The organism is Gemmatimonas sp. (assembly GCF_044376735.1).
Taxonomy (GTDB): Bacteria; Gemmatimonadota; Gemmatimonadetes; order Gemmatimonadales; family Gemmatimonadaceae; genus Gemmatimonas.
This window is the reverse complement of record NZ_JBILKJ010000006.1, coordinates 43,227-66,958: the sequence shown is the minus strand read 5'-3', so window position 1 is coordinate 66,958 and position 23,732 is coordinate 43,227. Positions and strand designations below refer to the sequence as shown.

At 66.0% G+C, this 23,732-nt stretch carries 20 protein-coding genes; 14 read left to right on the top strand and 6 right to left on the bottom strand.

Features of this window, described 5'->3' with window-relative positions; translation table 11 throughout:
- A partial coding sequence (locus tag ACIRA7_RS01925) for a hypothetical protein (protein WP_396219103.1) occupies positions 1–870 on the top strand: 870 nt, incomplete at its 5' end.
- Between the two features lie 422 nt (positions 871–1,292).
- Here ACIRA7_RS01925 and ACIRA7_RS01920 read toward each other — a convergent pair.
- Entirely contained in the window at positions 1,293–2,420 is a 1,128-nt protein-coding gene (locus ACIRA7_RS01920) for a glycosyltransferase (RefSeq protein ID WP_396219102.1), read from the bottom strand.
- Between the two features lie 356 nt (positions 2,421–2,776).
- On the opposite strand from ACIRA7_RS01920, the gene ACIRA7_RS01915 reads away from it, so the two are divergent.
- The 4 genes from ACIRA7_RS01915 (at position 2,777) to ACIRA7_RS01900 (ending at position 8,917) form a co-directional block, all read left to right on the top strand.
- The gene (locus ACIRA7_RS01915; RefSeq protein WP_396219101.1) at positions 2,777–3,319 is read left to right on the top strand and encodes a DinB family protein; all 543 of its coding nucleotides are present in this window, start codon (positions 2,777–2,779) and stop codon (positions 3,317–3,319) included.
- Between the two features lie 51 nt (positions 3,320–3,370).
- Positions 3,371–6,064, top strand: a complete 2,694-nt coding sequence (locus tag ACIRA7_RS01910) for a protein kinase (RefSeq protein ID WP_396219100.1) — start codon at positions 3,371–3,373, stop codon at positions 6,062–6,064.
- Positions 6,065–6,510: 446 nt separating this feature from the next.
- On the top strand, positions 6,511–8,304 hold the full coding sequence (locus tag ACIRA7_RS01905) for an Ig domain-containing protein (RefSeq protein ID WP_396219099.1): 1,794 nt from the start codon (positions 6,511–6,513) through the stop codon (positions 8,302–8,304).
- Between the two features lie 226 nt (positions 8,305–8,530).
- Positions 8,531–8,917, top strand: a complete 387-nt coding sequence (locus ACIRA7_RS01900; RefSeq protein ID WP_396219098.1) for a hypothetical protein — start codon at positions 8,531–8,533, stop codon at positions 8,915–8,917.
- A gap of 320 nt (positions 8,918–9,237) precedes the next feature.
- Here the strand turns inward: ACIRA7_RS01900 and ACIRA7_RS01895 are convergent, their stop codons facing one another.
- Entirely contained in the window at positions 9,238–9,459 is a 222-nt protein-coding gene (locus ACIRA7_RS01895; protein ID WP_396219097.1) for an amphi-Trp domain-containing protein, read from the bottom strand.
- Positions 9,460–9,682: 223 nt separating this feature from the next.
- On the opposite strand from ACIRA7_RS01895, the gene ACIRA7_RS01890 reads away from it, so the two are divergent.
- Positions 9,683–10,699: a glycerophosphodiester phosphodiesterase family protein gene (locus ACIRA7_RS01890; RefSeq protein WP_396219096.1), complete on the top strand. Its 1,017-nt coding sequence runs from the start codon at positions 9,683–9,685 to the stop codon at positions 10,697–10,699.
- A gap of 85 nt (positions 10,700–10,784) precedes the next feature.
- On the opposite strand, the gene ACIRA7_RS01885 is transcribed toward ACIRA7_RS01890, so the two are convergent.
- Complete coding sequence (locus ACIRA7_RS01885) at positions 10,785–11,696, bottom strand: DUF6268 family outer membrane beta-barrel protein (RefSeq protein WP_396219095.1); 912 nt, start codon at positions 11,694–11,696, stop codon at positions 10,785–10,787.
- Between the two features lie 80 nt (positions 11,697–11,776).
- Here ACIRA7_RS01885 and ACIRA7_RS01880 point away from each other — a divergent pair, with 80 nt between their 5' ends.
- The 6 genes from ACIRA7_RS01880 (at position 11,777) to ACIRA7_RS01855 (ending at position 15,919) form a co-directional block, all read left to right on the top strand.
- Complete coding sequence (locus tag ACIRA7_RS01880; RefSeq protein WP_396219094.1) at positions 11,777–12,589, top strand: tetratricopeptide repeat protein; 813 nt, start codon at positions 11,777–11,779, stop codon at positions 12,587–12,589.
- Positions 12,590–12,592: 3 nt separating this feature from the next.
- Positions 12,593–13,126 (top strand): hypothetical protein, encoded by a 534-nt coding sequence (locus ACIRA7_RS01875; RefSeq protein ID WP_396219093.1) that lies wholly within the window; start codon positions 12,593–12,595, stop codon positions 13,124–13,126.
- Positions 13,127–13,299: 173 nt separating this feature from the next.
- Positions 13,300–13,680, top strand: coding sequence for a VOC family protein (locus ACIRA7_RS01870; protein ID WP_396219092.1), 381 nt, complete (start codon positions 13,300–13,302; stop codon positions 13,678–13,680).
- Between the two features lie 72 nt (positions 13,681–13,752).
- Complete coding sequence (locus tag ACIRA7_RS01865) at positions 13,753–13,878, top strand: hypothetical protein (RefSeq protein WP_396219091.1); 126 nt, start codon at positions 13,753–13,755, stop codon at positions 13,876–13,878.
- Complete coding sequence (locus tag ACIRA7_RS01860; protein ID WP_396219090.1) at positions 13,875–14,246, top strand: VOC family protein; 372 nt, start codon at positions 13,875–13,877, stop codon at positions 14,244–14,246. Before ACIRA7_RS01865 ends, ACIRA7_RS01860 begins: the two co-directional genes overlap by 4 nt.
- Positions 14,247–14,476: 230 nt before the next feature.
- Complete coding sequence (locus ACIRA7_RS01855; protein WP_396219089.1) at positions 14,477–15,919, top strand: NADP-dependent isocitrate dehydrogenase; 1,443 nt, start codon at positions 14,477–14,479, stop codon at positions 15,917–15,919.
- Positions 15,920–15,967: 48 nt separating this feature from the next.
- On the opposite strand, the gene ACIRA7_RS01850 is transcribed toward ACIRA7_RS01855, so the two are convergent.
- Positions 15,968–18,694, bottom strand: a complete 2,727-nt coding sequence (locus ACIRA7_RS01850; RefSeq protein ID WP_396219088.1) for a BTAD domain-containing putative transcriptional regulator — start codon at positions 18,692–18,694, stop codon at positions 15,968–15,970.
- Positions 18,695–19,235: 541 nt separating this feature from the next.
- Here ACIRA7_RS01850 and ACIRA7_RS01845 point away from each other — a divergent pair.
- Positions 19,236–19,868, top strand: coding sequence for a PEP-CTERM sorting domain-containing protein (locus ACIRA7_RS01845; protein ID WP_396219087.1), 633 nt, complete (start codon positions 19,236–19,238; stop codon positions 19,866–19,868).
- 571 nt (positions 19,869–20,439) lie between these two features.
- Here ACIRA7_RS01845 and ACIRA7_RS01840 read toward each other — a convergent pair.
- Entirely contained in the window at positions 20,440–21,675 is a 1,236-nt protein-coding gene (locus ACIRA7_RS01840; protein WP_396219086.1) for a PQQ-dependent sugar dehydrogenase, read from the bottom strand.
- A gap of 57 nt (positions 21,676–21,732) precedes the next feature.
- Between ACIRA7_RS01840 and ACIRA7_RS01835 the strand changes: the two genes are divergently transcribed.
- Entirely contained in the window at positions 21,733–22,194 is a 462-nt protein-coding gene (locus ACIRA7_RS01835) for a DinB family protein (protein ID WP_396219085.1), read from the top strand.
- A 135-nt stretch (positions 22,195–22,329) separates the two neighbouring features.
- Here ACIRA7_RS01835 and ACIRA7_RS01830 read toward each other — a convergent pair whose 3' ends face one another.
- Positions 22,330–23,688: a hypothetical protein gene (locus tag ACIRA7_RS01830; RefSeq protein ID WP_396219084.1), complete on the bottom strand. Its 1,359-nt coding sequence runs from the start codon at positions 23,686–23,688 to the stop codon at positions 22,330–22,332.
- Between the last annotated feature and the right edge of the window lie 44 nt (positions 23,689–23,732).

The window sequence follows — 23,732 nt, the reverse complement described above, 5'->3', positions numbered from 1 at the left end:
CTCAGCGGCATGATCTCCACGTCGAGCACCGATGGTCGCACCGGAGTCGCGGCCACCTACGGCGTGGCACGGTCCACGCCCATGGTGACCGCCGGGCTGCTTGGCGCGTTGGTGACCCGTGATTACGACCCGCAAACGGGGTTCGTCTCGCGTCCGAACGTGCTCATGACCAACCCGTATGCCACCGTCACCATGCAGCCGGCGTGGCTTCCGCGGAACGTCGTGTGGTTCAAACATGGACCCAACGCCATTCTCTTTCAGGATCCCACAACGCGGCGCATTCAGGAAGGCAGTTTTTCCTATTCTGGCGAGATACTTTTTCGCAGCGGTGCGAGCATCACGCCAGTCATCGAGCACAGTCTGCAGCGCCCTACGGCACCCGTGGTGCTCTTCCCGCGAGTCGCCATCGCGGCCGGCACGCACGACTACCTGCGTGTCGCGGCCGTGCTGCGCAGTGATCAAAGTGCCAACATTGCCGGCACCGCAACCGTTTCCTCCGGCGCGTTCTTTGACGGTTCGCTGGACCGGGTTGAGTTCACCACTCGGTGGTCTCCGACCCCGTACGTGTCGCTGCGTGGATCGTATGAGATGAACCGGCTGCGATCGCTGGGAACACGCGACTCGAGCTTCGTGACCCATCTGGCGGGACCAGAGCTCCGCGTGTTCCTCAACCCTCGCCTGCAATGGAGTGCGTTCTACCAATACAACACGGCCGTCGAACGCGGCACGCTGAATGCGCGCTTCAGCTGGGAGTTCACGCCGTTGTCCTTCCTGTACGTTGTCTACAACGACCGGCAGGCCGTGTTGAATGGCACCACCCCGACCGCACGTTCGCTCATCGTCAAGATCAGCTGGTTGCGACAGTTGTAGTCCCACGCCGCGGTGCTCCGCCGGGCCGCGTCCGTCGGTCGCCGATTCGCGCGACCGATAACCGGGTTCCCCGCGGCTGGCCGTTGTGCGAGGGGCGATACAACGCAGACCACGTGACGGAGTGCGTCGTGGCATGATTGAGCCGATACCGGGCTCTGACGACGAGCGGCAGCCGTTCGCCGCGCGGCTTCATCGTGGTTGACCAGGCGCTCGTACGTGGATTCGATCGTCCCATCGCGCGCGCGGAACAATGGTTGTTGTTGGTGCCTTCCAAGACGTGCGGGAGGAACGCGATGTCGTACGGATTGCCCGCCCGTGACATCGAGCCCAAGAGCCCTGACTCGGCCAGTCGCTCTCGGTAGCGCCGGGACGAGTGTTGGGCGGATTCAATCGGTCGTCGTTTCCCCGATCGAATCGGTGCTTCATCGGCTCAGCGCTCGCGCGTTGGCCAACCCCACGATGCGCTCGGCGATCTCATCGGCCGCGAACGGTCGTGCCGCCGCGAGTGCCGCCTGTGCGGCCCGCGCTCGCTGCGTCGTCGCCTCATCGCCCACGAACCATGCACGCAGCGCGTTCGTGACCGCCTCGGCCGACGGTGCCCACACCCCACCGCCGGACTCGCGCACGAGTTGCACATTGCCCGATTCCTGACCGGGGATCGCGCCGTACAGCACCAGCGGACAACCGGCGGCGAAGGCCTCACAGATCGTGCCCGGACCGGCCTTGGTGACAAGCGCCGATGCGGCACGCAGCATGAGGCCAAGAGTGTTGACGAAGTCGTAGATGTGCACGCACCCCGTCCACGTGCGCGCGCGGAGACGCTCGGCCAGCGGTGCGTTGCGGCCGGTCACGATCGCCAGATCACAGGGGAGCGCGGCGCCGTCGATTGCTTCCGCAATCTGCTCCAGCGGACCAACGCCATCGCCTCCACCGATCAACACCACGGTCGGTCGTTCGACGCTCCACCCCAGCTGTCGCGCGAGCACCTGCTGTTCACCGCGTTGATGAACGAACGAGGGTGCCACCGGCAGCCCGACCTCGATGGCACGGGCCGAGGCCACGCCGAAGGCGAGCGCCTGCCGTCGTGCCTCGCTCGTGGGCGTGATCACGAGATCCGCCTTGCGATAGTACCATGACGCGTGTCCACTCACGAGATCGGTGACGACCACCGCGAGCGGCACATCGCGGAAGGCGCGGCGGAGCGGTGACGTCAGCAGCGGGTGCGTCGACACGATGACGTCAGGCACGCCATCCTCGTGCAGGGCGGCGAAGGTCGGGCGCAGCGCCGGCCACGCCAACGCGTGTGCGCAGGCGGTCAAGCCACGACTGTTCGTGAGACGGAACCCGCTGCGCCAGAGCCACGACGCGCCGTTGATCACGCGCGGATAGGCCGCCGAGAGCTGGTCGAACGGCCAGCGACCGCTCATCGCGTACGGGTCGACCAGCCGGACCGCAATGTGCTCAGAGCGGCGTTGCAGCGCGTCCCGGAGATTGTTCGCGGCGGCCCGATGTCCACCACCCGTATCGCTGAAGGCAATCAGGACACGCATGGGGCGACGCTCGTCGGAGAACAGTGTGTCGCCACGTGGACTGCGCGCTGGCAGGAACAGGTCACGATCGCTCGCGGGGGTGTGCCCCGCGCGCGATCAGTCGACACGCGGAATAGTATACTAATGTTACTCGGGGTAGGTTGACCATCCGTCCAGCGTACAACGCGATCGTCGACCTCGCCAGCGCCTCGTCGCTGGCGGCGGCGTGCCTTCGCGCTCGCTTGGGCCCCGTGATGGCCGCGGGAACGTCGGTCACGGGCGGGGGGCGACCGCGGCGGTGCATGAAGCGTTGGTCGATCACCGACGTCGGTGGGTAAGGCGCTGGCTCTGCGTCGGTTTCGGATGCACCTTCCGTCATGGCATTCGATCTCGCAACGCGCTTTCTCGAACGGTCGCGTCACTACCTCGGCACGGAGTACCCGGCCAAGATCCGCCTCGCCCTGGAGGCGATGCCCCCGGAACAGCTGTGGTGGCGTGCCAACGCCTCCTCGAACAGCGCGGGTAACCTGGTGCTGCATCTGGCGGGCAACGTGCGCCAGTGGATCGTGAGCGGCGTGGGTGGCGCTCCGGACGTGCGGCAACGCGATCTCGAGTTTTCCGCGCACGATGGTCCGCCGCTCGACGCATTGTTGGCCACGCTCGATACGGCGTGCGCCGACGCGACCGCGGTGTTGGCGCGGCTCGACGCCACGTCGCTGTCGGAGATGCGTCTGATTCAGGGGCGCGAGACGAGTGTGTTCTCGGCCGTGTATCACGTCGTGGAGCATTTCTCCGGGCACACGGGGCAGATCATCCTGCTGGCCAAATCGTTCGCGCCGGATGGCGTGCGCTTCTACGACGATACCGGCGGTTTGGCCCGTCCCGTGTTTCTGCCGGACGGTGTGAGTGATGTGGACTGAGGCCGTGCGCATAATGCGTCTGGAACGTACCCGTGCGCGGACAACGATGACATGAACGCGCCGAGCGTACTCGAACGACTGAGCACCGCACTGGCCGAGCGGTATGTGCTCGAACGCGAGATCGGGCAGGGGGGCATGGCCACCGTGTTTCTCGCACGCGATCTGCGCCATGAACGCCGTGTCGCCATCAAGGTGCTGCATCCGGAGCTCTCGGCGATGCTCGGCCCCGACCGGTTCCTGAGCGAAATCAAGCTGACGGCCAGCTTGCAGCATCCGCACATTCTGCCGCTGTTCGATTCGGGCGTGGCGGACGGTCTGCTGTACTACGTGATGCCGTTTGTCGAAGGCGAAACGCTGCGCGCGCGACTCGATCGCGAGCGGCAGCTGCCCGTGGCCGACGCGGTGCGCCTGGCGCGCGAGATCGCCGATGCGCTGCACTACGCGCACGAACGAGGCGTGGTGCATCGCGACGTCAAGCCGGAGAACGTACTGCTGCAGAGTGGGCGTGCGGTCGTCGCCGATTTTGGTATCGCGCTGGCGGTGCAGCAGGCCGGTGGCACGCGCATGACGCAAACAGGCCTGTCCCTAGGCACGCCGCACTACATGGCGCCCGAACAGGCCATGGGCGAGCGCAACGTGGACGCGCGCGCCGATGTCTACGCGCTCGGTGCGATGACGTACGAGATGCTCGCCGGCGAGCCGCCGTTCACGGGGCCAACCGCGCAGGCGATCGTCGCGCGCGTGATGACGGAACGGCCTCGCGCGTTGCGCATCGTACGCGGCACGGTGCCGGAGTACGTGGACGCGGCGGTGAACACGGCGCTCGAGAAGTTGCCGGCCGATCGCTTCGCCACGGCTGCGCTCTACTCTGCGGCGCTCGAAGCATCGAACGCGACGCTGGCGCGATCTGGCGCACGGTCGGCAGCGACGGCGCCTGCGCATGGCCTTGGTGCGCGCGCGGCGTTGATTGGCGTGGCGGCGCTGATGGTGGGCGGTGCGCTGGGCGCGTTCGCGATGTCGAAGCGCGCGCCGGCGTCGGCGTCGACTGCCGCGCTTGCGCTCAAGTACGCCGTGACGCCGCCGGACTCTGTCACGCTGCGATTGATCTGTTGCGGGCAGCTGTTTGCGATTTCGCCGGACGGACGCTGGCTGGTCCTGCAGGGAACGCCGCAACGCTCGGCCGCCGATACGCTGCGTGCGCCAAGCAATTATTCGTTGTATCTGCGCGACCTTACCGAGTTGAGCACGCGCAGACTCCCGGACACCGACGGCGCGACTGCGATCTTCTTCTCGCCCACGAGCGACGAGATCGGTTTCGTGCGAGGACGACAGCTCTATCGGCTGGCGCTCTCCGGCGCGGAGGCTCAGCCTGTCGCTGAACTGCCCGATGGGTTCGTGGGCGGCGGCAGCTGGGGCGACGATGGCCGAATGATGGTCGCGGTCAGTGGTCGGATGATGGAGGTGGCCGCGTCGGGGGGGACGCCCAAGACGGCGTTCACGTCGGAGGTGCCCGACCTGCAGTTCGGCGGGCCCCAGCTGTTCTCGGCCGAGCAGCTCCTGCTGTACACCGCGGGCGGATTCGCGCACGATCCGCAGATCGTCTGGCGCTCGCTCAAGACGGGGAAATCGCACGTGGTGGTCAACGCGGCCACGCCGACGTACATGCCAGCGCAGCGCGTGCTCTTGGCGGTGCGCGACGACGGCGCACTGATGCAGTACCCGTTCGATCTGGCCACCGGGGACACCACAGGACCTGGGGTACGCATTGCGAGCGGCGTGACGCGCCGGTCGCCGATCGTGATCCACGGTGAGTATTCAGCGTCTCGGACGGGGACACTGGTGCTGGTCACGCGCGGCGACGAACGCATCGATGCCGGCGCGTCGCTGGTAGACCTGACTCGCGGCGGTGCGGTCACGCGCGTCCTCCGGGACTTCACGAATTTCGTGGATTTGTACCTCGATCCAACGGGAACGCGGGCATTGGCCACTGCAGCGGTGTCGCGAGGAGGACCGCGCCTGCCGTACATTTTTGATATCGCGCGCAACGTCGCGACGCGCTTGCCGATGGACGGAACGATGTCCTCCACGGCCTGGACGCGGGGTGGTGACTCGCTCCTGTACTCCGTAGCTGCTGACGAAGTGATGGCGATTCCCGTCGTCGGTGGTCGCACGCCGAGCCTCGTGTTGCGTCTGCAAGGTTGGAGCATGTCCGACACCCGCATGAGCGTCTGGGGCCCATGGATCGCATTCGTTGGCGTGCAGAAGGGGGACTCAAGCAGCGTGACGCAGATCGCGCTTGCGCATCGCGACTCGGCCGGCGCCGTGCGTCCCCTCAATCGAAGTCGCTTCGTGCAGGGTGATCCCACCATCTCGCCCGACGGCCAGTGGATCGCCTACACGACGACGGAGAACGGCCGCAGCGATGTGTTCGTCAGCCGGTTTCCCGTGTCCGACGGGCGATTCCTCGTGTCGCCGAGCGGCGGCGAATATCCCTCGTGGTCCAGCGACTCGCGCACGATCTTCTTCCAGCGCAGCAATCAGATCATGGCGGCAAGCATGACGCCGCCAAGCGGAGCGCAGACTGGCTCGCCTGCACTCGGCGCCCCGCGCATGCTGTACACGCGAGCGCCGTGGGGCCTGTTCGACATTATGGAGAATGGCAAGACCATCCTCTTCGTCGATCGCGTGCGTGAAGGCGACCCGCGAGCACTCGTGGTCACCCTGAACGCGCTCGCCCGTCCATAGCGGACGTGTTCGGGATTCCCGTCGCGTAGTCCCGATCGTTTTCGCACCACCGTCCCGCCAGCTCCTCGTCGCGGGGCACGGCCACGCCACCATCCCGGCGGCCTGCTCCGCATCGAACCGCTCGAGGGGCACGAAGCGCCGGAGCACGGCACGGCGGAAGCGTACGGGCGGCAGCTTGGCGCGCTGGCCACGCCGGCCGGTGCGCGGGTGCTGCTGTCTGACACCTGGCCACGGTGCAGCGCGTGGTGGAGCAGCGCTTCAGCGTACACCGGTGATGCGGCGGGTGCCGCGCGGCGTGTTGGCTGCACCGCGCGCACAGAAGGCAGGCGCTCGCGCTCAGCGCGCAGCGATCGCATGTTGCGTCAGCACCACCGTGACGACGAAATCCGTCGCGTTTTCAGATGCGGTTCTGAATAGCACTCGTCACCACTTGCTGAGGGCGCCGTATGGGATCGACAGCAATTCGACTGTGCGCACTCGTTGTCGTGCTCGCCATTGGCTGTACGGGAGGCGAGGCGACGGCACCCGAGGCTGTCGCCAGTGTCTCGATCACCAACCCGTCCACCAGCCTGCAGTATGGACTGACGGTTCAATTGGCCGGATCGGTCAAGAGCGCCTCGGGCACCGCACTGAGCGGTCGCACCATCACGTGGACAACGTCCAACGAGGTGATCGCCAGGATCTCGAGCACGGGGCTCGTGACTGCCGGAGCGGTTCGTGGAGGAACCGCTGAGCCGGTCACGATTACCGCGTCGAGTGAAGGGAAATCCGCGACGACCACGTTGAGGATTGAGCCGATCCCGGTCGCCACCGTGACCCCGTCGCTTGCTCAGGTGACCGTCTACGTCGGACAAACCGTGCAGCTGGGCCTAACGGCGAAAGACGTCACGGGAGGAATCGTCACGGGCCGTTCCGTCACCTGGACCAGCACGTCCCCGAACGTTGCCACGGTGTCGGCACAGGGACTTGTGACAGCCGTGGCACCTGGTGCGGCCGCGATCACGGGCAGCATCGAAGGCAAGACTGCAACCACCGCCATGGCCGTAGCCGTGGTCCCGGTGAGTACGGTGTCGATCAGTCCAGCGACTGGCCGGATCAACGTTGGGCAGACCTTGCCGCTCACGGCGTCGGCCAGAGACAGCGCGGGCAATGTGGTGACCGGCCGCGCGGTGACGTGGAGCACGTCGGCACCGGCGGTGGCCACGGTGAGCACGGCCGGGGTCGTGACCGCGGTGGCGGCCGGGAGCGCGACGATCACGGCCACGAGCGAGGGGCGAAGTGGGACGGCGCTGATCACGGTGCCCCCCTCGGTGGAGCGGCAGGTGAACGCCACCCAGACCGACAACGCCATCACGGCGGTGCCGGCGACCGGCGAGGCGCCGCACCTGGCGATCACGCCGTCGCCGGCGGTGGCGGCCCGCGGGCGGCTGCTGGTGTTCCTTCCCGGTACGCAGGGGCGGCCCACGCAGTACACGAACATCCTGCGGGCCGGGGCCGCGCGCGGGTTCCACGCGATCGGCGTGAACTACATGAACCAGACGGCCATGGGAACGCTGTGCCAGATGAGCACGAACCCCGAGTGCTACTGGACGGCGCGCACCGAGGTGATCTTCGGCAACGGCACGCCCGTGACCGGACAGATGGCGGTGACCCGGGCCAACGGCCTCGTGAACCGCGTCAATAAGCTGCTGGCGTGGCTGCACGCCACATACCCCGCCGAGGGGTGGGGGCAGTACCTGCTCGCCGACAACGCGGTGGACTGGAGCAAGGTCATTCTAGCCGGCCATTCGCAGGGGGGCGGGCACGTGGGGGTGCTGGCCAAGTCGGTCCTGTTGAGTCGCGCGGTGTATTTCTCGTCGCCCGAGGACTGGAATGACCTGACCGACCGGCCGGCGCTGTGGACCGGTGCGCGCCCCAACGTGACGCCGGCGAGCCGGCAGTACGGTTTGGGCGCCGACGCCGACCCGCTGGTGCCGAACGCGCACGCCTTCGCGCACTGGGACAACCTGGGGCTGCCGAAGTCGGCCACCGGGCCGGTGCTCGTCGACGGCGGCAGCCCGCCGTTCGGCAACGCGCGCCAGCTGCGCACGGCGCTGCCGTTCAATCCGGCCAGTACCGCGCTGACGGCGGCGCTCCGGAACCATGGCATCACCGTGGTGGATACGTCGACGCCACTCGACGCGAACGGCCGGTCGCTCTTCGACACGAACGGCGTGTGGGAGTACCTGTGCTTCCAGTAGCGGGGTCGCGGTGGCCGCGTGGCCGCGTGGCCGGGGCGGGTGCCGGCCACCAACCCTCGGCGCGTTGCAGATCGTCGCCTGGTACGCGGCGATTGGCGGCGCTGAAGCTCCGCAGCAAGCTGACGTCGCGAGCAAGGTGCTGGCGCACGACGGGAGCGGCCGAGGGCAGAGCGGAGCCGCCAGCGGACGCCTCCCGCAGCGCGACGTGGACACCGCCTAGGAGGGTATGGACATCGTGAACACCGTCATCCCGTTGCTGATCCTGATGATCTCCGTGCTGCTCGTCGTGACCCCGTCCGTTGCCGTCTGGCGCGCACGCGCGCGGCAACCCGCAGGACGGGCGGCGTGGCTCTTGCCCGCGCTGGCGTTGATCGGTCCCTCCATCGCCGCCTTCATCTCGGTCGTCCTCATGTGGCTCCCGGCTTACTCGGGGCAATGCGGCGGCTGGCTTGGCGAGACAACCCCATGCAGCGGCTTCGGCCAGTATGCATTCGAGACCATGTACTGGGCCGCCATGAGCATGGCCATGCCTGGCCTTCTGGGGATGCTGCTTGGCGTCGCTGTCCTGATCGTGGTGGTGATCGGGCGTCGTAGGTCCCGCCCGGCTGCGTGAACAGAGCGCACCATGGCTCATTTCCGATGTCTCATTCGTAGCGAGGGCTTCTTGGGCATCATCGAGGGGCGGGACGGCGCGATCGGATGCTTCCCTCGCGCCAGATTCCGGTTCGACTTGTGCGACAGCCTGGGCCCGATCTGTCGCTCGCCGATGTGCGTACAAGGCTCCTCTCGATCCTGCACGGAGAGAGCGAGATCGCCGATTTCCTGAAGCTGCCCGCCGGGGAAGCCATGGCACGGCTCAATCAGGCACGGACGCCGGGAGAGCTCATTGCCATGGAAGTGCGGGACGAACGACGACGAGCCAGCCGTACGCGATCAGTGTCCCGCCACCGCCCATGTCACTTGGAACTCAAGTTCCTGTACGTCATCGGTGCGTTCATGCTCCACCGTAAAGGCGGCGTCGGCAGGAACGCGTAGTCGCTGTCCACCAACCTGAATCATAAACGCCTGCTCAGATTCGATAGCGTCTGCCAGACGACGGAGCTTTGCGACGAATTGTGCCCGTCCGTACGTCTTGGTGAGATCACGCTCCGACATGGTGGTCCTCCTGTAAGCGACACTGATGGTGTGCGGTGACAGCTGTGAGTTGGCAGCCGTGCCCGTTGTTCGTCAAGGGTCGTGCCGCCAGCGGCTCAAGGGTGCTCTTTCGTCTGTCACGGAACCGTCCCGCCTTTGCAACGGACCACGGCACGCGAGTGCGTGCACGGACGGCACCGCTATCCTGCGAGGAGAGCTTCGCACTCCTTTCTCGCTGCCATGTATGAACAATCACCAGCTACCGATGTTGCGCGGCGCACGGAAGATCGTGCTCGGCGCCCTGCTCACTGTCGAGACGGTCGGTGCGCAAGGCGCTCCCTCGTCGCGTCCTGTCGAGATCATCGGACACCGCGGCGCCGCGGGGCTGGCACCTGAGAATACCTTGGCGGCATTTCGACGCGCCTGCGCTATCGGAGTGGATGGTATCGAGCTCGATGTGCATCTCACGGCCGACGGCGTGCTCGTGGTTCACCACGACTATGCGCTGCACCCAGACCTGACGCGAGACGCGAACGGAGCGTTCAGCGTGTCCGAACCACGACCGCAACTGCATCAGAGCACGCTCGCCACGCTCCGCCGCTATGATGTGGGACGTCTCAGGGCGGGATCCGAGTATGCGACGAAGCACCCTGAACAGCAGGCGGCGGATGGCGAGCGTATCCCGACGCTTGATGAAGTGATTACGCTGTTCCAGGCGTCCTGTGCGAGGCCAACGCGACTGGTGGTGGAAATCAAGACGGATCCGACACAGCCGGATCTCGCTGCGGCACCTGCGCAGATCGCGGCGCAGGTTGCAGCACAGCTTCGTCAACGCGGCGTAGCCGATCGCGCGCAGGTCATCGCCTTTGATTGGCGTGCGGCGATGGCCGTACAGCGCATCGCGCCCGAGATACCCACGAGCTATCTCACCTTTGAAGGCGAAGACTCGACGGCGTGGAACACCATTGAGATCGGGCGACCTGGGGGCGCCGTCTGGATGGGTGGACTCGATGTCGATGCGCACAGCGGTTCGGTTCCGCGCGCGATCGTCGCGGCTGGGGGGAAGGCATGGTCTCCCAACTATCGCAACCTGACACCGCAACGACTCGCCGAGGCACAGGCGCTTGGTCTTCGCGTCTATCCGTGGACGGTCAACGATACAGCGACCATGGCGCGCCTGATCGACCTTGGTGTGGATGGCATCACGACGGATCGACCGGACTTGCTACGCGGCCTGCTGCAACGACGGCGCCCTCGGTAGCCCGACAACGCGGCGGCAGCAAGAGCACCGTGGAGGACACGGCAAATCGCCTGTATGCACGTTGCGCCACGTTGCGTGTGTCCGCCTAAAAGAGCCACTGCGCCCCAAGGCGCCCAAAGAACACATTGTCCGGTGTCATTTCGGCTAACGTCGCAGCTCCCCGCGCATACTGCAGCCGACGCAGGACCGTTGTTCCGGCATCAGCGGTGAGCTGCCACTTTCCGCGCGGCGTCCACCGCAGCTGTGGACCAACGGTGGCGTTGGCCAGCTGCAACGCGGTAGCCTGGAGCGGCTGCGCCGCAGCGTTGGAGAGACCGTATTGCGCACCGGTGAGCGACGTGCCAATGCCAAGATCCAAACCCTTCCTTGGCATCCACCAGAGATCCGCTCGCGACGGCAGTAATGCATCGAACAGAAGACGCCGCTTCGGTCGGGCCACCACATGCACGACGGGTACCGCCAAGACACGGCCGAAGTTTGACGCATAGGACATGCCAAGGCCAACGGTGGCCTTGGGAGACATGATGCGATCCACAAAGACGGCCCCTTCAAGGCGCCACTGATCACCGATGGCATCGAGGTCGCCGTAGAGACCAGGACGGGCGACGGCGATCACGGTGTACGTGGCGTTGAGCGTGCGCAGCATCCAGAGATCGGCCGTCACCACACGCAAGCGGCTCTCCAGCGCCGGCGCGGGACGTCCCCCGACCGTTTGTAATGCCGGCAACGCCGCACGTGTTTCCCGATACTGAGCCCCAACGAGAAACATCGTATTGCCCTTGTCGCGAATGAGCCGATTGGCGAGCGACAGCTGCAGCGAGCGCTGGTCGACATCATCACCGGATCGACGCCCGAGCGGGAGCTCGGCCGTCGTAGGCGCAAACGATTCGAGGCGAACGATCAGCCGTTCCCGTTGAGCCAGCAGCGTGCCTGGCGTGGCCACCGCGCCAAACCCGAAAACGCAGAGCAGACGAAACGACAGCGCAAAACGCGACATGACAGGAGGGTTGAAGAGACCACGCATCGCGGGACAGCCAACATTGAATATCTTTCGCCTGAGGTGCAATCGGACAGACCATGCCAACCACTCCTGCCATGTCCACACGACCATTACGTGTGCTGTTGCCACTCGCTGCCGCGTTTTCCATCATCGGGCAAACAGGAAGCGCGCCAGTCGCATATGCGCAGGCGCCTGCAACCCCGCTGAGTATCGCGCGCGTGGATACGCTGCTCGCGACCAATCAGCTGCCTGCCGCCGTGGCCATTGCTGAACAGGCGCTTGCCGCCTCGCCGCGGCAGTTTGATGTGCTCTGGCGCGCGTCCCGAGTGCGCGTCCTGCAGGGGGATGTGGCGGCACCCAAGAGCAAGGGGCAGGAGAAGGCGTACAAGGACGCCTTTGCTCTCGCCGAACGGGCGATCAAAGCCAACAGCGTTGCTCCCGATGGCTATCTGCGTCGCGCTGCCGCGGCGGGGAAGGTGGCACTGTTTGCCGGCACCCTGGATGCCGCCGACTACGTTGTTCAGGCGAAGGAAGACGCCGAGCGTGTCATCGCCATGCCCGGCGCTCCTCCCATCCTCGTAGCGAGCGCCGAGTACATTCTGGGTCGCACGCACTTGAAGCTCACGGAGACACCGCGCCCGCTCCGCATGCCGCTCGGCTTGGGCTTCGGCAACCTCGCGGACGCGCTCAAGCATCTGCGACGAGCGACCGAGCTGCGGCCAGGATTCGTCATGTTCCAGCTGGAGTATGGCCGAGCTCTCATCGAGGACGGCAATGCCGCTGCGGCCCGTACCACGCTTCAGGGGGTCGCGGCGCTGGCCGAACAAGAGATCGGCGATGACGGACGCAAGCGAGAGGCGCTGGATCTGCTCAGAACACTCAAGCCATAGCCCATGCACTCCCACCGATCAAGGCGTCACCACCGGATTACGTCAGCCATCGTTCTGGTTGCCGGCCTGACGTTGACGCACAGCGCGCACGCGCAAGGCGGCCGTTCCGCTGGGGCAAGACGGGCGCCGTCAGCCGCCGCACAAGAACGCATCGCGGCCAAGGACTCCGCCGATGCGCTCGCCACCTTTCGCGAGAATCTGGCGGCGATTCATCAGCGTGATAAGGCGCGGTACCTCAAAACCTACGTTCACACCGAACGACTGGTACGCCACTCCCCAACGGCACTCGAAACCGGATACGAAGGCTGGTCAGCCATCACGCAGAACTCGTGGCCAGACACCCTGATCGTGAAAGAGATGCGAGTCGTGCCGCTCGCTCCGGGTGTAGTCTACGGATACTATCGGTATATCGGCGTGCCAACCCCGGGTGATACCCTCAACGGTGTGTCCACGCGTGTCTTTGTGCGCACACCCGAGGGCATGCGGATCACGGTCACGTCATCGTGGAACGACGCGATCCCCGCCGTCAGGAAGTAGCAGAGCTCGTCGTTTCCCTGCATCCGTCGCAATTCCTCACGAGGAACCAATGGAGCGCGGCGGCATCATCCTGACGATCGATGCGCCGATGCCTGGACATGGGCGGGACGTGTGCGTGTCGCTCGAAGTCGAGGACTGTATGCAGACTTTCCACCTTCTCGCGGACCTTAGCGATGCTTGACGCCCACGCTCCCATTGCCTTCCTCGCGACGGCCAATCCAGACCGCGCTCGATTCTTCTACGCCGACACCCTCGGCCTGCCTCTGCGCTCCGAAGACGACTTCTCGATTGTCTTCGACCTCCAGGGCGTGCCCCTCCGCATCCAGAAGGTAAGGGAGTTCACGCCCCAGCCCTTCACGGCGCTGGGCTGGCAGGTGGCCAACGCGGCACACGCGGTCGCCACGCTTCATGCGCGCGGCGTCACCTTTGAGCGTTACCCGTTCCTGCTACAGGACGAGCAGGAGATTTGGGACGCCCCGGGCGGCGCACGCATCGCGTGGTTCAAGGACCCTGAGGGTAACCTCCTCTCGCTGACCGAGATCGGCGCAGCATAGCAACGGTTTCTGAAGACCGCTGGTGGAAGCGCCCGCCGCACACGCCATCGTTCGGTGTCCGCGGAGGAACGCATGCCTGAGGATTCGGAGTCGAGCGTCGAGCAGGCCGGGCCGTATCGCAATGCCAGGGCGTTCGGCGTCGTCACGCGCCCACTTTCGTGTATCGCGCTTTCACTCCACACCAAGGATCGCACATGAAACTCGGCGCCTTCTCCGTGAGCCTCGCGGTCAAAGACATCGCGGCGTCACGGGCCTTCTATGAGAAGTTCGGGTTCAGCATCCTGGGTGGTAATCAGGATCAGCGCTGGTTGATCATGAAGAACGACGATGTCCTGATCGGACTATTCCAGGGAATGTTTGAAGGAAACATCCTGACGTTCAATCCAGGATGGGATAGCAACGCCAAGAATCTGGATGAATTCACTGACGTCCGAGACATCCAACGTCACTTGAAGAGCCAAGGCATAGCACTTTCCACTGCCGCCGATGAGAGCACGGAGGGCCCGGCGAGCTTTACGGTAACCGACCCCGACGGCAACCAGATACTCGTGGATCAACACCGTTGAACCACTGCTGAACCACTGCTGAACGTGGCCCGGCTCAGCAGAGCCGGTGAGGTTGGGTCATCATGCTTGGCCGGGCACTCGCCTTCGAGCGTCGCGAGGAAGCCCTCGAGCATGCCATTGGCGGGGCGGTTGAACGCGAGGCATCCAATCGCTTTCTTCCATCATTCGCGCGGCCGCGCCGGCAACGGACGGTGGCCGCTCCCGCTTCCTCGACGGTATCGATTCCGGCTATGGCCACCCCCATTACCGTCGCGTACGGCGACGGCATCGGCCCCGAGATCATGAGCGCCACGCTGCGCGTACTCGCCGCCGCGGGCGCACGCATCACCCCCGACGTCATCGAGATCGGCGAACGCGTGTACGCGCGCGGCCATTCGGCTGGCATCGAGAGCGCCTCCTGGGACTCCCTGCGCCGGACCAAGGTGTTTCTGAAGTCGCCGATCACCACGCCGCAGGGCGGTGGCTTCAAGTCGCTCAACGTGACCGTGCGGAAGACACTCGGCCTGTACGCCAATGTCCGTCCATGCGTGAGCTTCCATCCGTACGTGGCCACTAAGCACGAGCGGGTCGACCTCGTCATCGTGCGCGAGAATGAAGAGGATCTCTACGCCGGTATCGAGCATCGCCAGTCCGACGACGTGTACCAGTGCCTCAAGCTCGTGTCACGTCCCGGGTGCGAAAAGATCATTCGCTATGCCTTCGAGTACGCGCGCGCGAACGGGCGCAAGCGCGTTACCTGCATGACGAAGGACAACATCATGAAGCTCACTGATGGGCTCTTTCATCAGGTCTTCGACGAGGTGAAAGGCGAGTATCCGGAGATCCAGACCAATCACATGATCATCGACATCGGGGCCGCGCGCCTGGCCACGCGCCCCGAGGATTTCGATGTCGTGGTCACGCTCAATCTGTATGGGGACATCATCTCGGATATCGCCGCTGAGGTCACGGGGTCTGTCGGATTGGGTGGCTCGTCGAACATCGGCGATCAGTGCGCGATGTTCGAAGCCGTGCATGGCTCCGCGCCGGACATTGCCGGTCGTGGTATCGCGAATCCCAGTGGTCTGCTGCTGGCCGCCGTCATGATGCTGGTGCATATCGGTCAGGGGGACGTGGCGGAGAAGGTCCACAACGCGTGGCTCACCACGCTCGAGGCTGGCGTGCACACGGGCGACATCTACCACGAGAAGGTGTCGGAGGTGGAGGTAGGAACCGAAGGATTCGCCGACGCGGTTATCGAGCGGCTGGGCCGTCGTCCCACCAAGTTCACGCCCGTCGTGTACGCCGGCGGCCCCCCGATCGCGGTTGCGGGCCGCGTCACGCTGACGCACCCGGCGCGCAAGGAACTCGTGGGTGTGGACGTGTTCCTCCACTGGCGTGGCCCAGCCGATGCGTTGGGCGAGCAGCTGGCGCGCGTCAACGGGGACGGCCTCACCCTCTCGATGATCTCCAACCGTGGCGTGAAGGTGTGGCCCAACGGGATGCCGGAAACGTTCTGCACGGACCACTGGCGCTGTCGTTTCGTGGCGACGGATGCGTCGCATCCGCTGCAGCTCTCGCAGGTCCTGAGCCTGCTCATGCGCGTCGGCAATGCGCACTTCGACTTCGTGAAGACGGAGCACCTGTACACGTTCGATGGCGTGAGCGGCTTTTCGCTGGGGCAAGGGCAGTAGCGCGCGGCGCCATCGGCCGGCGCGGTGCCGTGCAGATCTCCGCGATGATCAGCGCGCGTTCGGTCGGATCTGCTGCGCCGCGGACTGCTGCGCCAACATCGATTCCGTTCCGAACCTGAGGGCGCCCGCCAGTGTCCGATAAAGCGAGTCCGCGCGTGCCGACTGACCGGCGGCGCGCAACGCATGGGCTAACGACTCACGCGGTACGTCCACGGTGTCGAGCGCGACGCCGCGTTCCATGAGCGGAACCGCGATGCCCAGCTCCCCCCGCGCCACCGCCAGCTCGCCGCGGAGCAGCAGTTCCGCACTCTCATGCCGCACGTTTCCTGACACTGCGCGGCGGGCCAGCATGTCGAGCATCTCGCGTGCGGCGTCCGTCATGCCGCGTCGCGCCATCGCCTTTCCTGCCCAGTACAGCACCGTCGGCTCGGCGACCCCGTTTCGCGAAAGTGCACGTGCGCGTTCGAGTTCCGCCCGCGCACCCGCCTCGTCACCGGCTTCGCCGCGCGCCCACGCGAGCATCAGTCGTGCACGCACTTCGCCCAGCGCTTCGCTCTTCATCGCCTGATGCGCCTGCGCTGCACTGTCGAACAGCGCCACGGCGGTACGCGGATCACGGCGCCAGAGCGCGAGCAAGCCGAGCGAGCGATAGCCTCGCGCCGATTGCCCCGGCGGACCGCTGAGCATCAGCCGGAACACCGCCGCGGCGGAATCCGGGAATCCTGCACGCACCAATAGCGACCCGTACTCGTTGTTCTGGATGACATCGGTGCGCAGCGACGGATCGAGCGCAAACGCACGCGCGTACGCCCGACGCGCCACCGCCCGATCGCTCTCCGTGTCGAGTGCCTTCCCGGCAGCCGCCAGGTTGATCCAGTCGACCGGATTCAGTGAATCGGTGGCCAACACCTCCAGATACGCCTGCCGCGCCGCCGCGAAGCGTCGCCCCAGAAACAGGTCGTAGGCCATGGATGACCGCGTATCGGAATCGCGCGGGTGTCCGGCAAGCCAGCGTTGCTGGATGGCGATCGCACTATCTGCTTGGCGCCGCCATCTGGCTTGCGTGGCTTCGTTGCGCATCACCTCGCGTTCACTCAGCCGCGAGCGCAGCGACAGCGCGCGTTCGAGAGCCCGCTCCCCCTCGGCGGGTTGGTTGGTGTAATGCAGCAGCTGGCCGAGCGCCGCGTACGCTGTGGCAAAGCTGGAGTCGAGGGCAATCGACCGCCGATAGGCAACGACGGCCGAGTCGTACACCCGACGTCGTGAGTAGTCATTCGCGATCGTATACTCGCGCAGGGCGCCGAGGGAGGCCGTGGTCACGTCGGGCAGCGGTCGCGGCGCGTTGGCTTTGCCTGCAGATTCACCGAGTCGCCCGCGCAATTGGCGTGCTACCAAATCCAGCGCCGACAGCAGCGAGTCATCGGAGACCGCCGTGACCTGATCAGCGCCGAGCGCCCGGCCGGTCGCAACCTCGAGCGTGCGTGTGGACAGCGAGCGCCGCGCGCCAAACCTGGCGAGCGAAGGAATGACGACCCACCCCGCTCCGGTGCGCGTGGCGATCTCAAGCGCCGTCTGCTCGTCGACGAACGTACTGTCCGAGCGACGCAGTAATCGTAGCACCTCACGCATGCGGTCGTGCGTGACGACATTGAGCCGGTCGCCCTGCGCGAGCGCAATGCGCAACACCGTGGTAATGGAGGCGGCCGTGACCGGATCACGCGCCGGGTCCTCGGTGTCCGCGACCAGCACCAACACCGGGGCCGACGAAACGGCCTCGCGCGGACGCAAAGCAACCCACGCGGCGACCGTGACGAGCACTGCCGCCAGAGCAATGAAGATGCCGCTGAATCGGCGCGGCGACGAAACCTGCGTCGTAGTACCCACCGCGGGCACAGTGTGCGGACGGGCGTCGGTCGTGATCGCCGCGGATTCGATTGGGGTGACGCGCGAGCTGTCCGCTTCCCGCCGTGCAGGGAGCGCCGCCAACTTTGCGACATGCGTGGCCGACAGCGCGGTCACGCGATCGTCGGGCTCGCTCTCGTACTCGGCTCGGAGCCGAGTCTCGAGCCGCCGATAGCGCTTGATCGCGTCGCGCAGCGCGGTGCGGGTACCGGGCGCCGCAAGCGCTCTCAGCACCCCGATCGCCGCGTCGGCGTCCTCCGGATCTTCCCCCAGCCATTGCTCAGCCAACGCGCCGGCCTCGGCCGATCGACCCTCCGAGAGCAGGCGTGGGACCAACGTCGCGCACAGCGCGGCGAAGCGTCCCGACCATCGAGCCCGTTCGCGAGCGACCCAGTCATCGAACCCTAGCGCACGATCCAGAAACACGCCGTCGAGGAAAGGGCCGGAATACAGGGCGGCGGCGCGCTCCATCTCGCCGTTGGCCAGTGCCGCGTCGAACAGGCGGACGTCCACGTCGAGTGGGCAGCTGTCGGCGAGCTGGACGTCCTGGACGCGCGAGGCGATGGCGTCACGTCCGAATGCCCGTCGGATGTGTGACAGCGCCTCGGCCAGGTTATGGCGGGCACGCGCCGGCTCGTCCTCGCTCCAGAAGAGCGTGGCCAGCAGCTCGCGGGAAACCGGTCTGGTCTGGCCCGTCAGGTAGAGCAGCAGCGCGACCTTGCGGCGTCGGCTGGCCAGCTCCTGCAGCGCCCGTGCTTCGGGCTCGGTGGTACCGCTCCCCTCGGCGATCTCGAGCGTGAGGCCGCCGAGGGTGCGTATACAGGCGCGTGGCGCGCGGCGCGCGGTAGGGCCCACAGCGGGTCCGTTGCTCATATCGGATGAACGCGATCGGATGAACGTGGTTCCGGCGGTGTCAGCGACCAAGGACATCAACGATCACGGACCGGACCTGTTGATGTCTGCATAAGTGATTATACAACAATGGTTTGAGGCAGTTGATCCCGGGTTGAACCGACAGCTGAGATTGGTTTTCGATCAGCAATTGATCGATTCCCGAATTCCCTTCTGTTTTCGCTCTGGAGCTCTGATGCCCTCGACCTTGCCGCAAAACAAACATCGCGGTCACCGTGCGCGCCAGTTGGCGCTTGCGCTCGCGCTCGCCGCTCTGCTCGGCCCTAGCACGCTGCACGCCCAAGACGTCGGATCTGGATCCGTAAGTTTCAGCTTCACGCGGTTCCGTGGTCCGGCGTACCAATGGAACACGAACCCCAGCAGCAACTTCCCCATTCAAGGGCTCGTGAACGGCGCGTCCCCCAGCACTTTCGACCGGGTCGTAACCTGCAGCCGCCCAGACACCGACCCGAACTGCCGGCTCACTTTGTATTCGGAAGCGTTGACTGGCAACTCCGTCTCGATGCGCTACGATCGTACGTTTACTGGGGCAGGAACCATCTTCGAGAACTTGGTCTCGTTCACACCGAATGCATTCAACAACGTGCCGCTCGGTCAGGATTTCGTGCTCGGCTCGTTGCTGTACCAGAACGGCGCCTGGTTCGGCGCGGGAGACCCGGGGGGTGGTACCATACCGACCTTTCTCGATTTCGTGATCACGACGACGGCCACGAGTGGGGGGACTCCCTTCAACCAGATGTTCTACGGGACCATCGAGCTGGTCACGAACAACCCTTCCCCTGAAGACTGCAGCACGCTGGCGGGGCAGCAAGCGCAGGCCGATTACCTGTACATCTCCAGCGCGAGCAGCATCATTCTAGGCGGACCCGCAACCAATTCGCTCCGCGTCTACGACAACTTCTGCGGGCCCACCACCAACGTCGGGACGACCGACCTAGTGGCCCAGTTCAACTCGCTCGAGGTCAAGGGCTTCGAGAACGCCAGCGGCGGCGGCTTCGTCAACCCATCCATCACTCAGGAACTGACCCCGCCGTCGGGCACGAGCGTCGTGCCGGAGCCGTCGACCTACGCGCTCTTTGCGACCGGGTTGGTGGGGCTCTTTGCTGTCCGGCGTCGCCGGCGCAGCGCCAACTAGTCGGTTGGTCCATGTGGTGCACGCGAGCGCCGCTCCCCGTTCGGGGAGCGGCGCTCGCTGCATCGAGGGCACTCGCCGCCGGATGGGATCGGAGCTGCTGTCGCGGTGGGTCGATGATCCGTCGCGCAAACCGCGTGATCGCCTACGCGTGTCCTCGCGAGCGGCTTGGGGGAGTACGCATCCCAATGGAACGGCATTCTCCTCGAATCCGCGAAGCAGGCGCCGGTGATCGCCTCCTCACGCGCGGGATCTGGACAATCGGCCCCGCGGTTCCGTGTCGCCGATCCTTCGTCATGCGTGGGCGTGTGTCGCGTCGCTGCTGCGCGCGCCGCACGATCCGTGGACGATCGACGCCAGTCTGGATGCGTTCACGAAGAAACCGACGCGACGCGTGGCCCGGCCACCCCGCGTGACGCCACGATCGGCGGTGACGCCTCCGTGCACGATCATGCCGCCGGCGGGCATCTTTACCGGTGCCCGTTGCGCGTTATGCAGGGAAGCCGAACCGATTCTCAAGCCGGGTAGACCGCACGCGCGTCCATCGCTGGTGGGCAGCGCGGCGGTCGGCCCGCTACGGCGCCGCCGACGCCACCACGCGCCAGATCTCGCCCGCGTCGGTGACCACGTAGAGCGCGCCGTCCGGCCCCTGTGTGAGCGCCCGGTACCGCACGCTTGGCAGCGGGGCGTTGAGCGTGCCGCTGGCCAGCCCCGCCGCGTCGAGGTCGATCACAACGAGCCGCTGTCCCGCCATGATCCCCACGGCGAGCCGACCGTTCCACGCGCGCCACTGCGGGCCCACCAGGAACGTGGCGGGTCCCATGCCTTGCGAAGTGCCCCCGTTGCTCCACGCGGGGGCCAGCGCCGCCGGAAAGCGCGCGAGGTCGGTCATCGGCATGCTCGTCGGTGTGCCGGCGTAGCCGCAGTAGTTGCTGGGACAGGAGAGCGCCGGTCGGCCCTGCGGATCCCACCCGCCGTTTCCGCCGGCCACGAGTCGCGTGACTTCGTCGCTGTGGTTGGGCCCGTGTTCCGCGATGAACGGCTGCCCCGAACCGGGGCGAAAGGCGATGCCCTGCGGGTTGCGCAGCCCGTAGGTGAAGATGCGCGGGTCGAATCCCGCCGGCGGGTTGTTGCCCGGCGCAGCGGCACCCGACGTCGTCACGCGCAACACCTTGCCGCCGAGCAGGGTGGGATGCTGGGGCAACGTGGCGCTGTGGTTGTCACCGGTGGCGATGTACAGGAAGCCGTCGGGGCCGAAGCGGATGCGCCCACCGCTGTGCGCCCCCGAACCACCGACGGCGTTCGCGGCATCCTTGAACGCGATGTCGGTGACGATGTCGGTGCGCGCAGTCGCCGTGGTGTAGCCGGCATCGAGTTGCAGCCGCACCACGCGATTGGTGCGCGGCGACGTCGTGAGCGCTGACGCCATGAAGACGTAGATCAGCCGATTGGTGGCGAAGCCGGGGTCGAGCGCGACGCCGTTCATCCCGCTCTGCCCGAGGCAGAAGAGATCGGGCGCCACGAGGGCACTGCCCGTGGTGCCGAAGAGGCGCGCTCTGGTCCCGTTGGAACGGCGTACGCTGAGCCCTGCACACCGCTCCGTGTAGAACAGCGCGCCATCGCTCGACACGGCGACGTCCCACGGGGCACTGAGCCCGCTTTCCACCACACTGCGCGTGAGCACCGGCGGGTCGGTGACGGGCGCAACGGGTGTGACGGGCGCGACCGGCTGCACCGGCGTATCCGTGTCGGAAGCGCACGCGAAGAGCAGGAGCAGCGGGAGGCTGGATAAGAAACGGTGTGGGCGCATATCATTTCATACACAGGCGCCCCCGCGATCGGTTCCCAGTCCCCTTGCCCCGGTACCATGTCCCAACTTCCCGATCTTTTCGACCCCGCCGGCGTGGACACCATGCTGCGCCGCCTCGATGCACTCACGCCGGACACGCGGCCGCTGTGGGGGAAAATGGGCGTCGCCGAGATGCTGGCCCACGCCAACGTGGCCTACGAGATGGTGTATGAGCAGAAGCACCCGCGCCCCAACCCGATCGTGCGCTTCGTCCTCAAGACCATCGTGAAGCAGAAGGTCGTCGGCTTGGCGCCGTATCCGCGCAACTCGCCCACGGCGCCGGCGTTTCGCATCAAGGAAGCGCGCGACTTCGCCACCGAGCGTCAGCGTCTCATCGCGTTCCTCCGGCGGGTGGCTGCCGAGGGGCGGGCCGCGTTCGAGAAGCGGGAATCACCCTCCTTCGGTCCCCTCACGGCGGCCGAGTGGAACGTGCTCTTCGCCAAGCACCTCGATCACCACCTCACGCAGTTCGGCGTGTAGCCGACGCGCGTCGGCGCGGCGGGCGGTGGCCGCTGCTCCGTGCCCTCCGCTCGTGCCAAAAAACGACGGCCCCTCCACCGTGATGGTGAAGGGGCCGTCGTCGTACGTGCTGCCGCCTACCGCGGCATGACTGCGTTACGGATTACGATCGGTGCATCCCTTGAAAAGCGGATTGTTTTCTTCCGGCTGCGTGATCGGAAGATTCACATCCTTCCCGTAGCTGCCGCCCTTGTAGTGCAGCCCCTGCGGGAAGACGGTGGCTTCCGTGCGACCGTACTGACGGATGAGGCGGCGCATGTCACCCAACCGCTGGCCGCGGCTGAAGGTCCAGAACGCCTTCTCGCGGAAGTGCATATTCACGCGACCGGCCTCAGTACCCGGATCAATCAGCGCGGCCATCGCCACCGGCTGAATTTCCCCGAGCTTCGGCGGGGCCGCCCGTAACGCGTTGTGAATGGCCAACCACTGCGTGGGGTTGTTGGTGCGCAGCGCCACCTCGGCCTCAACCATGCGGGCATCGATGCCGTTCACCACGTCGACGGACGTGAGCTGCCCCCACATGCCCGTGGTCCGCGTGAAGGTCTGTCCGTCCTGACCGTTGATAGAACCACTGGTCGGGATGGTGACCGGCAAGCGCGGATCGCGGGCCGACGCAAACGGAATGGCGTTCGCGACGAGGATGTTGCGTGAATTGCCTTCGACGCTGTCCCCCACGCTGTAGCGGCGTGAGCTGAGCCCCTGCCCCCAGATCGTGTTGTTGCTCGTGGAGTTCGAGAAGGTATGCGCGTAGGTAAAGTTCGTGGGGAGGCCGGCGACCAGCGTCCCCGCGCCCGCGAAGTCGCCGAGCGCCAGGGCGACACGAGCACGCACCACACGGATGGAACGATTCATCAGCACGCTCGCCGCGTCGGTCCCGTTGGCGAACGTGAGTCCGGTATCGAGCGACGCGGCCGCCAGCGCAAACACCTGCGCCGTGGTCTTCGGCGTTCCATTCTCCGGCGGGTTGGAGAGCGGATTGCTGGGAATCGGAATGCCGTTGCAGAAGTCGAGCGCCAACTGCATCTCCGCAAAACCACGCGCGAGATACATCTCGGCAATCGTCGCCCGTGAACTCGGGCTGAACTTCCGCAGCGACTCGATCGCCTCGTACGCACGCGTACGCGTACGATAGAGGCTGCGCACCATTCCCGTGATCGACGAATTGATCAGCTGGATCTGCCGCTGATCGGTTTCGTCGTTCTGAATGAACGTCGAACTGGTGGACCATTCATCAGCCAACAAGCCGCCGAACAGCCACGAGCTTTCACCGCCACCCGTAATGCCACGGAAGGTGGCGATGGTGCCGTTCGCAAGCGCGACGGCGCCGTCAACTTTTTCGAGATCCCCGGGGGCGATGATGTCGGGGTCGACCACGCCAAGCAGGCGGTCGTTCGCTGTCTGGCAGGCCGTCAGCGAGAGGGCGAGCGCGGCCACGGCGCCTGCCGTTCGGCTCAACGAGCGCCGGCCCAAAAATCGATATGGAGTCATAGGGGTCGGTA